Consider the following 11,608-nt stretch of genomic DNA (forward strand, 5'->3'; position numbering starts at 1 on the left):
TAATCCTGACTAAAGTACTAGGTCTTATAGTTGACTTAAATACTCGGGAATCGCATACTTGCCCACATTCTGAAACACCTTGGTAATTGTCCATGAGACTGACTACAAAAGGCCGATACGCGGTGACCGCCATGCTTGACCTGGCTTTGCACGCGCAAACTGGGCCGGTGTCCCTGGCCGATATCTCCGAGCGCCAAGGCATTTCCCTGTCCTACCTCGAGCAGTTGTTCGCCAAATTGCGCCGCAGCAATCTGGTTTCCAGCGTTCGCGGTCCAGGCGGCGGCTATCAATTGTCCCGCGACATGCAGGGCATCCAGGTCGCCCAGGTGATCGATGCGGTCAACGAATCCGTCGACGCTACAAAATGCCAGGGCCTGGGTGACTGCCACGCCGGCGACACCTGCCTGACGCACCATTTGTGGTGCGATCTGAGCCTGCAGATCCATGAGTTTTTGAGTGGTATCAGCCTGGCTGATCTTGTGACTCGCCGTGAGGTGCAAGAAGTAGCCCAGCGTCAGGACCAGCGCCGTTGCAACACCAAGGCGCCGCGTCTGGACAAGATCGAAGCGTCCGCCGTCGAGTAACAGCCGAAGAGCTAACGGCACGCCAGCCCGCCTGATTTAGGAGAAAGTCCATGAAATTGCCGATTTACCTTGATTACTCAGCGACTACCCCGGTTGATCCGCGTGTCGCGCAAAAGATGAGCGAATGCCTGCTGGTTGACGGAAACTTCGGCAACCCGGCCTCCCGTTCCCACGTATTCGGCTGGAAAGCCGAGGAAGCGGTCGAGAACGCTCGTCGCCAGGTCGCTGACCTGGTTGGCGCAGATCCGCGTGAAATCGTCTGGACCTCCGGTGCCACCGAGTCCGACAACCTGGCAATCAAGGGCGCGGCGCATTTCTATGCGACCAAGGGCAAACACCTGATCACCACCAAGATTGAGCACAAGGCTGTCCTCGACACCATGCGCCAACTGGAGCGTGAAGGTTTCGAGGTCACCTACCTCGAGCCAACCACCGACGGTATCGTCACCCCGGCGATGATCGAAGCCGCGCTGCGTGAAGACACCATCCTGGTTTCCGTGATCCACGTGAACAACGAAATCGGCACCATCAACGACATCGCGGCCATCGGCGAGCTGACCCGCTCGAAGGGCATCCTGCTGCACGTCGATGCTGCTCAGTCTACCGGCAAGGTCGATATCGACCTGTCGAAACTGAAAGTCGACCTGATGTCGTTCTCTGCCCACAAGACCTACGGCCCTAAAGGCATCGGTGCGCTGTATGTGAGCCGCAAGCCACGTGTGCGCATCGAAGCCACCATGCACGGTGGTGGTCACGAGCGCGGCATGCGTTCGGGCACCCTGGCGACCCACCAGATCGTTGGCATGGGCGAAGCCTTCCGTGTAGCCAAGGAAGACATGGCTGCCGAAAACGTGCGCATCAAGGCCCTGAGTGATCGCTTCTACAAGCAGGTCGAGAACCTTGAAGAGCTGTACATCAACGGCAGCATGACCGCCCGTGTACCGCACAACCTGAATTTGAGCTTCAACTACGTTGAAGGCGAGTCGCTGATCATGGCACTCAAGGACCTGGCGGTTTCGTCCGGTTCGGCCTGCACCTCGGCGTCCCTTGAGCCTTCGTACGTACTGCGCGCCCTGGGCCGCAACGACGAACTGGCACACAGCTCGATCCGCTTTACGTTCGGCCGTTTCACCACCGAAGAGCAAGTCGACTACGCCGCGCAGAAAGTCTGCGAAGCCGTCAACAAGCTGCGCGTTCTGTCGCCGCTGTGGGACATGTACAAAGACGGTGTCGATATTTCCAAGATCGAGTGGGCGGCACACTAAATATAGAAGCCGCCACCCAAGCTCTGTAGGAACGTGGCGGAAAACGCAGGCGTTTCTATAGGGTTCCAGAGCGGCCCTGATGAGTGAGGATTCAGTACCATGGCTTACAGCGAAAAGGTCATCGACCACTACGAAAACCCGCGCAACGTCGGCAAGATGAACGCGGAAGACCCTGATGTCGGCACCGGCATGGTCGGCGCTCCGGCGTGCGGCGATGTGATGCGCCTGCAGATCAAGGTCAACGACGCTGGCGTTATCGAAGACGCCAAGTTCAAGACCTACGGCTGCGGTTCGGCCATCGCCTCCAGCTCCCTGGCGACCGAATGGATGAAAGGCAAGACCCTGGATGAGGCTGTGACTATCAGCAACACCCAGCTGGCCGAAGAACTGGCCCTGCCGCCAGTGAAAATCCACTGCTCGGTACTCGCAGAAGACGCTATCAAGGCGGCCGTTCGCGACTACAAGCAGAAGAAAGGCTTGATCTAAGCATTTGGCGACGAGTAAGGAGTCAACGATGGCTATCAGCATGACAGAAGCGGCTGCGCAGCACATTCGCCGCTCCCTGAATGGGCGCGGTAAAGGTGAGGGGATTCGTCTGGGTGTTCGCACCACGGGCTGTTCCGGCCTTGCCTACGTGCTGGAGTTTGTCGACGAGGTGGTTGAAGAGGACCAGGTGTTCGAAAGTCACGGCGAGAAAGTGATCATCGACCCCAAGAGCCTGACCTACCTGGACGGCACCGAACTCGATTTCGTCAAGGAAGGGTTGAACGAAGGCTTCAAGTTCAACAACCCCAACGTACGCGGTGAGTGTGGCTGCGGCGAAAGCTTCAACATCTGAGGCTATTCGTGGGTACTCCTTGTCATTTCGCTTTATTCGAGCTGCAGCCGAGCTTTCGGCTGGACCTTGAGCAGCTTGCCACGCGCTACCGAGAACTGGCGCGTGGCGTGCATCCGGACCGCTTCGCTGACGCCTCCGAGCGTGAGCAACGCCTGGCGCTGGAGCAATCGGCCAGCCTCAACGAGGCCTATCAGACGCTCAAAAGCCCCCCCAAGCGCGCGCGTTACCTGCTCGCGATGAATGGTGGCGAGCTGCCGCTTGAGGTCACGGTTCACGACCCGGACTTCCTGATGCAGCAGATGCAGTGGCGCGAAGAACTCGAAGACTTGCAGGACGAGGCCGATCTGGCCGGCGTCGCAGTCTTCAAGCGTCGTCTGAAAACCGCCCAGGATGAGCTCAACGAAAGCTTCGCAGCCTGTTGGAACGATGCAGCGCAACGCGAACAGGCCGAACGCCTGATGCGGCGCATGCAGTTCCTCGACAAGCTCACCTACGAAGTGCGCCAGCTAGAAGAGCGCCTCGACGATTAACCCAGTGTGCTGCCCGTGATGCACGCCTGATAGACAGATAAGACCTGATTACCATGGCCCTACTGCAAATCGCCGAACCCGGCCAAAGCCCTCAACCGCACCAGCGTCGCCTGGCGGTCGGGATTGACCTGGGCACCACCAATTCCCTGGTTGCTGCCTTGCGCAGCGGCCTGTCCGAGCCGTTGCCCGACGCTGGTGGCCAGGTGATCCTGCCGTCCGCCGTGCGCTATCACGCTGATCGCACCGAAGTCGGTGAGTCAGCCAAGCTGGCAGCCGCTAGCGATCCTCTGAACACTGTGCTGTCGGTCAAGCGCTTGATGGGTCGTGGTCTGTCCGACGTCAAGCAATTGGGCGACCAACTGCCCTACCGCTTTGTTGGCGGTGAATCCCATATGCCGTTCATCGACACTGTCCAAGGCCCGAAAAGCCCGGTGGAAGTGTCGGCCGATATCCTCAAGGTGCTGCGCCAACGCGCGGAGAAAACCCTGGGCGGCGAACTGGTCGGTGCCGTAATCACCGTTCCGGCTTATTTCGATGACGCTCAGCGCCAGGCCACCAAGGATGCAGCGAAACTCGCTGGTCTGAACGTACTGCGCCTGCTCAACGAGCCGACTGCGGCGGCCGTGGCCTATGGCCTGGACCAGCATGCAGAAGGCCTGGTCGCTATTTACGACCTGGGCGGCGGTACCTTTGATATTTCGATCCTGCGCCTGACCGGCGGTGTCTTCGAAGTGCTCGCCACCGGCGGCGACAGCGCCCTGGGCGGCGATGACTTCGACCACGCCATTGCGGGCTGGATCATCACCAGCGCCGGCTTGTCTGCCGACCTGGACCCGGGCGCGCAGCGCAACCTGCTGCAAACCGCCTGCGCGGCCAAGGAAGCGCTGACCGATGCTGCAAGTGTTGAAGTTTCCTACGGCACCTGGTCGGCCCAACTGACCCGCGAAGCCTTTGATGCGTTGATCGAGCCAATGGTTGCCCGCAGCCTGAGAGCCTGTCGCCGCGCAGTGCGCGATTCCGGTATCGAGCTGGAGGAAGTCGGTGCCGTGGTTATGGTCGGTGGTTCCACCCGCGTGCCACGCGTGCGTGAAGCTGTCGCCGAAGCCTTTGGTCGTCAGCCGCTGACCGAAATCGACCCGGATCAAGTGGTCGCCATCGGCGCTGCGATCCAGGCCGATACCCTGGCCGGTAACAAGCGCGATGGTGGCGAACTGCTTCTGCTCGACGTGATCCCGCTGTCCCTGGGGCTGGAAACCATGGGTGGCTTGATGGAGAAGGTGATTCCACGCAACACCACCATCCCCGTCGCCCGCGCACAGGACTTCACTACTTACAAAGATGGCCAGACGGCCATGATGATTCACGTGTTGCAAGGTGAGCGCGAGCTGATCAGCGACTGCCGCTCCCTGGCGCGCTTTGAATTGCGCGGCATTCCGGCGATGGTGGCGGGTGCGGCGAAGATTCGCGTGACCTTCCAGGTCGACGCCGACGGCTTGCTCAGCGTCGCCGCGCGTGAATTGGCCTCCGGTGTTGAAGCCAGCATCCAGGTCAAGCCGTCCTACGGCCTCACCGACGGCGAAATCGCCAAGATGCTCAAGGACTCGTTCCAATATGCCGGTGACGACAAGGTCGCCCGTGTATTGCGTGAGCAGCAAGTAGACGCCCAGCGTCTGCTCGAAGCGGTGCAGGGCGCCCTTGAGGCTGACGGCGAGCGCCTGCTGGATGCCGAGGAGCGCATGGTCATCGACCTGCAGATGCAGGAATTGGCCGAACTGATGAAAGGCAACGATGGCTATGCCATCGAGCAACAGACCAAGCGCTTGTCGCAGGTGACTGATGCCTTTGCCGCCCGCCGCATGGATCAGACGGTGAAAGCCGCACTGGCCGGGCGCAACCTGAATGAAATCGAGGAATAATCAATGCCGCAGGTCATTTTTCTGCCACACGCCGAGCACTGCCCGGACGGTATGGTCGTGGAGGCTGAGACCGGCAAGTCCATCCTCGAAGTTGCCCATGACAACCACATCGAAATCGAAAGCGCCTGCGGCGGTGTGTGCGCTTGCACCACGTGCCATTGCGTGATCCGCGCGGGGTTCAACTCGCTCAACGAAGCCGATGAGCTGGAGGAAGACTATCTTGATAGAGCCTGGGGCCTGGAAGCGACTTCGCGCCTGACCTGCCAAGCCATCGTCGGAACAGAGGACATCACCGTCGAAATTCCGAAATATTCCCTCAACCATGCTGCCGAAGCGCCGCATTGATTCAAGGAAATGTCATGAGCCTGAAATGGGTTGATGTACAAGAAATCGCTATACAACTTGCTGAAGCTCATCCGGAGGTCAATCCTCTTACGGTCAACTTCGTCAAGCTGCGCAATCTGGTGATGGAGCTGCCGGACTTCGATGACATCCCTGATCGGGGTGGCGAGAAGGTCCTGGAGGCGATTCAAGGCCTGTGGATCGAAGAAGCAGACTGAGCCGCCTTTTTACGCAGTTAGGCAATACCCAATAACCCGCGTATAATTCGCGGGTTTAATTTTTCGTAAATTACCGTTTCTGGAGTTACACCATGGCTGTTCAACGTACTTTCTCCATCATCAAGCCTGACGCTGTTGCAAAAAACGTCATCGGCGAGATCACCACTCGTTTCGAAAAAGCCGGCCTGAAGGTTGTAGCTTCGAAACTCAAGCAACTGTCCAAGGCTGAAGCTGAAGGCTTCTACGCTGAGCACAGCGCTCGTGGTTTCTTCGGCGACCTGGTTGCCTTCATGATCTCCGGTCCTGTGGTTGTTCAGGTTCTGGAAGGCGAAAACGCTATCGCTCTGAACCGTGAGCTGATGGGCGCTACCAACCCTAAAGAAGCCGCTGCCGGCACCATCCGTGCTGACTTCGCTGAGTCCATCGACGCCAACGCTGTACACGGTTCGGACTCCGAAGCCGCTGCTGCTCGCGAAATCTCGTACTTCTTCGCAGCTACTGAAGTAACCGCTCGCTAAGCATCGGCTTAAAGAGTGAGGGTGAATCCATGACGACATCGACTGTAAAAACCAACCTGCTGGGGCTGACCCAGCCGGAAATGGAGAAATTCTTCGACTCAATCGGGGAGAAGCGTTTCCGTGCCGGTCAGGTAATGAAATGGATTCACCACTTTGGCGTCGACGATTTCGACGCCATGACGAACGTCAGCAAGGCCCTGCGCGACAAGCTCAAGGCCATTGCTGAGGTCCGTGGTCCCGAAGTGGTCAGCGAGGACATCTCCAGCGACGGCACCCGTAAGTGGGTGGTGCGCGTGGCGTCCGGCAGCTGCGTCGAGACTGTTTACATTCCCCAGGGCAAGCGCGGCACTTTGTGCGTTTCGTCCCAGGCAGGCTGTGCCCTGGACTGCAGTTTCTGCTCCACCGGCAAGCAAGGCTTCAACAGCAACCTCACCGCCGCCGAAGTGATCGGCCAGGTGTGGATTGCCAACAAATCCTTTGGCAGCGTCCCGGCAACCGTCGACCGTGCCATCACCAACGTGGTGATGATGGGCATGGGTGAGCCGCTGCTGAACTTCGACAACGTCGTTTCGGCCATGCACCTGATGATGGACGACCTGGGCTACGGCATCTCCAAGCGCCGTGTGACCCTGTCGACCTCCGGCGTGGTGCCGATGATCGATGAGCTGTCCAAGCACATCGACGTCTCCCTGGCGTTGTCGCTGCACGCACCCAATGACGCATTGCGTAACCAATTGGTGCCGATCAACAAGAAGTATCCGCTTAAGATGCTGCTCGAATCTTGCCAGCGCTACATGTCGTCCCTGGGCGAAAAGCGCGTGCTGACCATCGAGTACACCTTGCTCAAAGACATCAACGACAAGGTTGAACACGCGGTCGAGATGATCGAGCTGCTCAAGAACATCCCGTGCAAGATCAACCTGATTCCGTTTAACCCGTTTCCACATTCTGGCTACGAGCGGCCGAGCAACAACGCCATCCGCCGTTTCCAGGATCAACTGCACCAGGCCGGCTACAACGTCACCGTACGCACCACCCGTGGTGAAGACATCGACGCCGCCTGTGGCCAATTGGTAGGGCAGGTGATGGACCGCACCCGCCGCAGCGAGCGCTATATCGCCGTGCGTGAACTGAACGCCGCCGACGATCTGCCGCAAATTGCTGTGAATCGAATCTGAGAGAGGATCTCTATGCCCTTGCGCCTTGCGCTGCTTTTGCTTGTTACCGGTCTAGTGGCCGGTTGTGTTTCATCGGGCCATGACAGCCCTTTGCAAACAGGTAAAGGCCGTGATGAGGCGCGAGTTGCCTATGTGCAATTGGGCTTGGGCTACCTTCGACAAGGCATGAGTGAACAGGCCAAGGTGCCGCTGAAGAAGGCCCTCGAGCTGGACAGCGACGATGCCGACGCCAATGCCGCACTGGCCCTGGTGTTCCAGGCCCAGGCCGAGCCGGAGCTGGCCGAACGGTATTTTCACAAGGCCCTGGCTTCCCGTCCTGCCGACCCGCGGCTGCTGAACAACTACGGCAGTTTCCTGTTCGAGCAGAAACGTTATGACCAGGCCGCCCTTTATTTCCAGCAAGCCAGCGCCGATACCCTCTATCCTGAGCGTTCCCGGGTGTTCGAGAACCTCGGGGTCACCTCGATGCGTCTTGGCCAGCGTGACAGCGCTCGCCAGCAGCTGGAAAAAGCCCTGCATTTGAACGGTCACCAGCCTCGGGCATTGCTCGAAATGGCTGAGTTGTCCTACGAAGACAGGCATTATGTGCCGGCACGTGACTATTACGAGCGTTTTAGCCTGCTCAGCGGGCAAAATGCACGTAGTCTATTGCTCGGTGTGCGCCTGGCGACGGTTCATGAAGAACGCGACACGGCCGCACGTTTTGGCCAGCAACTCGAACGACTCTATCCCGGTACGCCGGAATATCAGCAATACCTGTCGGAGCAATGATGAAAGCGGCGCACCCGGAAGTTGTAGCAGCTAATCGCGTAAACCCAGGCGATACCTTGCGTCAGGCCCGCGAAAGCAATGGTTGGTCGCTGGCAGAAGTGGCCCTCAAGCTCAATTTGACCACCACGTCCCTGGGCAACCTGGAAGCCGGCGCGTTCGATAAGCTGCCTGGGCACACCTTCGCCCGTGGCTATATCCGTGCCTACGCCAAGTTGCTGGGTATCGACCAGGCGGTACTGGTCCAGGAATTCGACCAGTTCACCGGTACCGACTCCCAGGGCAGCAATGTGCATGGCCTGGGTCGCATCGAAGAGCCGGTGCGGGTTTCCCACACGATTTTGCGAATTGTCAGCCTGTTGCTGCTGATCGCGGTCATTGGTGGCGGTTTCGTCTGGTGGCAAGACCAGGCCTCCCAGCGCTCCAAGGACCTCACCAGTAACGCCATGGAGCACGTCGAAGTCGAAAGCGCCGATGGCACCACCCAGATTCATCCACTGGATGAGCCGGAAGACCAGGCTGTGGCCGAGGGGCAGGCCGCGCCTGAAGCGCCGCTTGCCACAGAGCAGCCAGCAACGGAATCCGCACCCGCCGCCACCGCTGCCGCACCGGCGCCCGCGACACCGGCTGCACCGGCTCACACCCCGGCAGCTCCGGTCGCCCAGGCCCATACGCCGACCGCTCCTGCGCAAGCGCCTGCTACCACCGCTCCAGCCGCGCCGGCAGCCCCTGCGATTTCGCCGCCCACCACCCCAGCCCTGATCGCCGGTGATGGCCGCGTACAGATTACCTTCATCGCTGACTGCTGGACGCAAGTCACCGATGGCAATGGCAAAGTGCTGTTTAGCGGTCTGAAGCGTAAGGGAGATACGCTCGACCAAGGCGGCAAGCCTCCTTTGACGCTGCGTCTGGGCTTTGCCCGTGGCGCGCAAGTGGCCTACAACGGCCAGCCTGTGGACGTGGCGCCGTTCACCAGTGGCGAGACCGCTCGCCTGAAGTTGGGACAATAGTCATGCACGGCGAATCTCCAATCAAACGTCGCGTATCGCGCAAGATCTGGGTCGGCTCCGTGCCGGTGGGTGGCGACGCCCCCATCGCAGTACAGAGCATGACCAATAGCGACACCAATGATGTGGCCGCCACCGTTGCCCAGATCAACCGTCTGGAAGCTGCTGGCGTGGACATCGTGCGCGTCTCCGTGCCGGACATGGACGCTGCCGAAGCGTTCGGCCGCATCAAGCAACTGGTCAAAGTGCCGTTGGTGGCCGACATTCACTTCGACTACAAGATCGCATTGCGCGTAGCCGAGCTGGGTGTGGACTGCCTGCGTATCAACCCGGGCAACATCGGTCGTGAAGACCGTGTGCGCGCAGTGGTTGATGCGGCGCGCGACCGTGGCATTCCAATTCGTATCGGCGTCAACGCCGGTTCCCTGGAAAAAGACCTGCAAAAGAAATACGGCGAGCCTACCCCAGCGGCGCTGGTTGAATCGGCGCTGCGCCACGTTGAGCACCTGGAGCGCCTGAATTTCCAGGACTTCAAGGTCAGCGTAAAGGCCTCCGACGTGTTCATGGCGGTAGAAGCCTACCGCCTGCTGGCCAAGGAAATCGTGCAGCCATTGCACCTGGGTATCACCGAAGCGGGCGGTTTACGCTCAGGCACAGTGAAATCTGCGGTGGGTCTCGGTATGCTGCTCGCCGAAGGGATTGGCGATACTATCCGCATCTCCCTCGCGGCAGACCCGGTAGAGGAAGTGAAGGTCGGTTACGACATTCTCAAATCCCTGCATTTGCGTTCCCGAGGCATCAACTTCATTGCCTGCCCGAGCTGCTCACGGCAGAACTTCGACGTGGTGAAAACCATGAACGAACTGGAAGGGCGCCTCGAGGACCTGCTGGTGCCGCTGGATGTGGCGGTGATCGGTTGCGTGGTCAACGGTCCGGGTGAAGCCAAAGAGGCGCATATCGGCCTGACCGGCGGTACACCCAACCTGATCTACATCGACGGCAAGCCGTCGCAGAAGTTGACGAATGACAATCTGGTGGATGAGCTCGAAAGACTGATCCGCGAGAAAGCGGCCGAGAAGGTCGCGGCTGACGCAGCGCTGATCGCGCGCGGCTAAGAACGAATTTAAGGATTTGATGTGAGCAAGTCTCTGCAAGCCATTCGTGGCATGAACGACATCCTGCCGGAGCAGACGCCGCTGTGGCGCTATTTCGAGGGCACTGTCGCGCGCCTGCTGGATAACTACGGTTATAAGCAGATCCGCATGCCGATCGTCGAATTCACTGAGCTGTTCAAGCGCTCTATCGGTGAAGTGACCGACATCGTCGAAAAAGAGATGTATACCTTTGAAGACCGCAACGGCGACTCCCTGACCCTGCGTCCGGAAGGCACTGCCGCATGCGTGCGCGCCGTGCTCGAGCATGGCCTCACCGGTGGCGGCCAGCCACAAAAATTGTGGTACATCGGGCCGATGTTCCGCCACGAGCGCCCGCAGAAAGGTCGCTATCGCCAGTTTCACCAGATCGGCCTGGAGGTGTTCAACCTCGACGGTCCGGACATCGACGCCGAGCTGATCGTGCTGACCTGGCGCCTGTGGGGCCTGCTGGGCATTCGCGACGCGGTCAAGCTCGAACTCAACAGCCTGGGCACCAGCGAATCCCGTGGCCGCTACCGCGTCGCCTTGGTCGAGTACCTGTCCGCCCACCTGGACAAGTTGGACGAAGACAGCCAGCGCCGTCTGAAAACCAACCCGTTGCGCGTCCTTGATACCAAGAACGCCGACACCCAGGCCGTGCTGGTCAACGCGCCAAAAATGGCCGATTACCTGGACGACGAATCCCGTACGCACTTCGAAGGCCTCAAAGCTCGCCTGGATGCGGCCGGTATTCCGTACGTGATCAACCCGAAACTGGTGCGTGGCCTCGACTACTACAGCAAGACCGTGTTCGAGTGGGTCACCGACAAACTCGGCGCCCAGGGCACCGTGTGTGCCGGTGGTCGCTATGACGGCCTGGTCGAGCAAATGGGCGGCAAGCCGACCACGGGCGTAGGGTTTGCCATGGGCATCGAGCGGCTGATCCTGTTGCTGGAAACCCTGGAGCAGGTCCCGGAAGAGATCTCCCGGCAGGTGGACGTGTACCTGTGCGCCTTTGGCGAGGCGGCCGAACTGGCGGCCCTGGCCCTGAGCGAAAAAGTCCGCGATCAACTGCCGAACCTGCGCCTGCAGATCAATGCCGGCGCCGGCAGTTTCAAGAGCCAGTTCAAGAAGGCCGACAAGAGCGGTGCGCTGTATGCACTGATCCTCGGCGAAGACGAGCTGGCCCAGCAAGTGATAGGTTTCAAACCCCTGCGTGGCCAGGGTGAGCAACAGAACATTGCCTTTGATGCGCTCGCTGCGCACTTGGCCACCTGCGTCGTGCAGGGTTGAAGCTGTCGAACAGCCGAA

14 protein-coding genes are annotated in these 11,608 nt (G+C 59.7%); all 14 read left to right on the plus strand.

From position 1 onward, the window contains the following. The first annotated feature begins 92 nt into the window (after nucleotides 1-92). The 14 genes from iscR to hisS all read left to right on the plus strand — a co-directional run bounded on the left by iscR (nucleotide 93) and on the right by hisS (nucleotide 11,590). On the plus strand, nucleotides 93-584 hold the full coding sequence (gene iscR / locus CWC48_RS15970; protein ID WP_003194020.1) for a Fe-S cluster assembly transcriptional regulator IscR: 492 nt from the start codon (nucleotides 93-95) through the stop codon (nucleotides 582-584). A gap of 50 nt (nucleotides 585-634) precedes the next feature. After that, nucleotides 635-1,849, plus strand: a complete 1,215-nt coding sequence (locus CWC48_RS15975; RefSeq protein WP_017530022.1) for an IscS subfamily cysteine desulfurase — start codon at nucleotides 635-637, stop codon at nucleotides 1,847-1,849. Nucleotides 1,850-1,948: 99 nt separating this feature from the next. Further along, nucleotides 1,949-2,335, plus strand: coding sequence for a Fe-S cluster assembly scaffold IscU (gene iscU, locus CWC48_RS15980; protein WP_003175965.1), 387 nt, complete (start codon nucleotides 1,949-1,951; stop codon nucleotides 2,333-2,335). Nucleotides 2,336-2,363: 28 nt separating this feature from the next. Continuing rightward, nucleotides 2,364-2,687, plus strand: coding sequence for an iron-sulfur cluster assembly protein IscA (gene iscA / locus CWC48_RS15985; RefSeq protein WP_003209680.1), 324 nt, complete (start codon nucleotides 2,364-2,366; stop codon nucleotides 2,685-2,687). Between the two features lie 8 nt (nucleotides 2,688-2,695). Beyond that, nucleotides 2,696-3,217: a co-chaperone HscB gene (hscB, locus tag CWC48_RS15990; RefSeq protein ID WP_078050105.1), complete on the plus strand. Its 522-nt coding sequence runs from the start codon at nucleotides 2,696-2,698 to the stop codon at nucleotides 3,215-3,217. 53 nt (nucleotides 3,218-3,270) lie between these two features. Next, on the plus strand, nucleotides 3,271-5,133 hold the full coding sequence (gene hscA, locus CWC48_RS15995; RefSeq protein WP_100492182.1) for a Fe-S protein assembly chaperone HscA: 1,863 nt from the start codon (nucleotides 3,271-3,273) through the stop codon (nucleotides 5,131-5,133). Between the two features lie 3 nt (nucleotides 5,134-5,136). Beyond that, on the plus strand, nucleotides 5,137-5,478 hold the full coding sequence (gene fdx / locus CWC48_RS16000; protein WP_025859275.1) for an ISC system 2Fe-2S type ferredoxin: 342 nt from the start codon (nucleotides 5,137-5,139) through the stop codon (nucleotides 5,476-5,478). Between the two features lie 14 nt (nucleotides 5,479-5,492). Continuing rightward, nucleotides 5,493-5,693 (plus strand): Fe-S cluster assembly protein IscX, encoded by a 201-nt coding sequence (gene iscX / locus CWC48_RS16005; protein ID WP_003238461.1) that lies wholly within the window; start codon nucleotides 5,493-5,495, stop codon nucleotides 5,691-5,693. A gap of 92 nt (nucleotides 5,694-5,785) precedes the next feature. Then, nucleotides 5,786-6,211 (plus strand): nucleoside-diphosphate kinase, encoded by a 426-nt coding sequence (gene ndk, locus CWC48_RS16010; RefSeq protein ID WP_003175956.1) that lies wholly within the window; start codon nucleotides 5,786-5,788, stop codon nucleotides 6,209-6,211. A 29-nt stretch (nucleotides 6,212-6,240) separates the two neighbouring features. Further along, nucleotides 6,241-7,389 carry a 23S rRNA (adenine(2503)-C(2))-methyltransferase RlmN gene (gene rlmN, locus CWC48_RS16015; protein WP_025859274.1) on the plus strand — a complete coding sequence of 383 codons (1,149 nt, stop codon included), beginning with the start codon at nucleotides 6,241-6,243 and terminating at the stop codon, nucleotides 7,387-7,389. A gap of 12 nt (nucleotides 7,390-7,401) precedes the next feature. Further along, nucleotides 7,402-8,160 carry a type IV pilus biogenesis/stability protein PilW gene (pilW, locus tag CWC48_RS16020; RefSeq protein ID WP_100492183.1) on the plus strand — a complete coding sequence of 253 codons (759 nt, stop codon included), beginning with the start codon at nucleotides 7,402-7,404 and terminating at the stop codon, nucleotides 8,158-8,160. Next, the gene (locus CWC48_RS16025) at nucleotides 8,160-9,167 is read left to right on the plus strand and encodes a RodZ family helix-turn-helix domain-containing protein (protein WP_100492184.1); all 1,008 of its coding nucleotides are present in this window, start codon (nucleotides 8,160-8,162) and stop codon (nucleotides 9,165-9,167) included. Before pilW ends, CWC48_RS16025 begins: the two co-directional genes overlap by 1 nt. A gap of 2 nt (nucleotides 9,168-9,169) precedes the next feature. Then, nucleotides 9,170-10,279 (plus strand): flavodoxin-dependent (E)-4-hydroxy-3-methylbut-2-enyl-diphosphate synthase, encoded by a 1,110-nt coding sequence (gene ispG / locus CWC48_RS16030; protein ID WP_025859271.1) that lies wholly within the window; start codon nucleotides 9,170-9,172, stop codon nucleotides 10,277-10,279. Between the two features lie 21 nt (nucleotides 10,280-10,300). Next, entirely contained in the window at nucleotides 10,301-11,590 is a 1,290-nt protein-coding gene (hisS, locus tag CWC48_RS16035; RefSeq protein WP_078050101.1) for a histidine--tRNA ligase, read from the plus strand. Nucleotides 11,591-11,608 lie beyond the last annotated feature (18 nt).

The organism is Pseudomonas sp. S10E 269, assembly GCF_002798465.1.
In the GTDB taxonomy this organism is placed as follows: domain Bacteria; phylum Pseudomonadota; class Gammaproteobacteria; order Pseudomonadales; family Pseudomonadaceae; genus Aquipseudomonas; species Aquipseudomonas pergaminensis.

Excerpts from the sequence above, each read along its gene's own strand:
- iscR (WP_003194020.1), top strand. The coding sequence starts at position 93 with ATGAGACTGACTACAAAAGGCCGATACGCGGTGACCGCCATGCTTGAC.
- CWC48_RS15975 (WP_017530022.1), top strand. The coding sequence starts at position 635 with ATGAAATTGCCGATTTACCTTGATTACTCAGCGACTACCCCGGTTGAT.
- iscU (WP_003175965.1), top strand. The coding sequence starts at position 1,949 with ATGGCTTACAGCGAAAAGGTCATCGACCACTACGAAAACCCGCGCAAC.
- iscA (WP_003209680.1), top strand. The coding sequence starts at position 2,364 with ATGGCTATCAGCATGACAGAAGCGGCTGCGCAGCACATTCGCCGCTCC.
- hscA (WP_100492182.1), top strand. The coding sequence starts at position 3,271 with ATGGCCCTACTGCAAATCGCCGAACCCGGCCAAAGCCCTCAACCGCAC.
- fdx (WP_025859275.1), top strand. The coding sequence starts at position 5,137 with ATGCCGCAGGTCATTTTTCTGCCACACGCCGAGCACTGCCCGGACGGT.
- iscX (WP_003238461.1), top strand. The coding sequence starts at position 5,493 with ATGAGCCTGAAATGGGTTGATGTACAAGAAATCGCTATACAACTTGCT.
- ndk (WP_003175956.1), top strand. The coding sequence starts at position 5,786 with ATGGCTGTTCAACGTACTTTCTCCATCATCAAGCCTGACGCTGTTGCA.
- rlmN (WP_025859274.1), top strand. The coding sequence starts at position 6,241 with ATGACGACATCGACTGTAAAAACCAACCTGCTGGGGCTGACCCAGCCG.
- pilW (WP_100492183.1), top strand. The coding sequence starts at position 7,402 with ATGCCCTTGCGCCTTGCGCTGCTTTTGCTTGTTACCGGTCTAGTGGCC.
- CWC48_RS16025 (WP_100492184.1), top strand. The coding sequence starts at position 8,160 with ATGAAAGCGGCGCACCCGGAAGTTGTAGCAGCTAATCGCGTAAACCCA.
- ispG (WP_025859271.1), top strand. The coding sequence starts at position 9,170 with ATGCACGGCGAATCTCCAATCAAACGTCGCGTATCGCGCAAGATCTGG.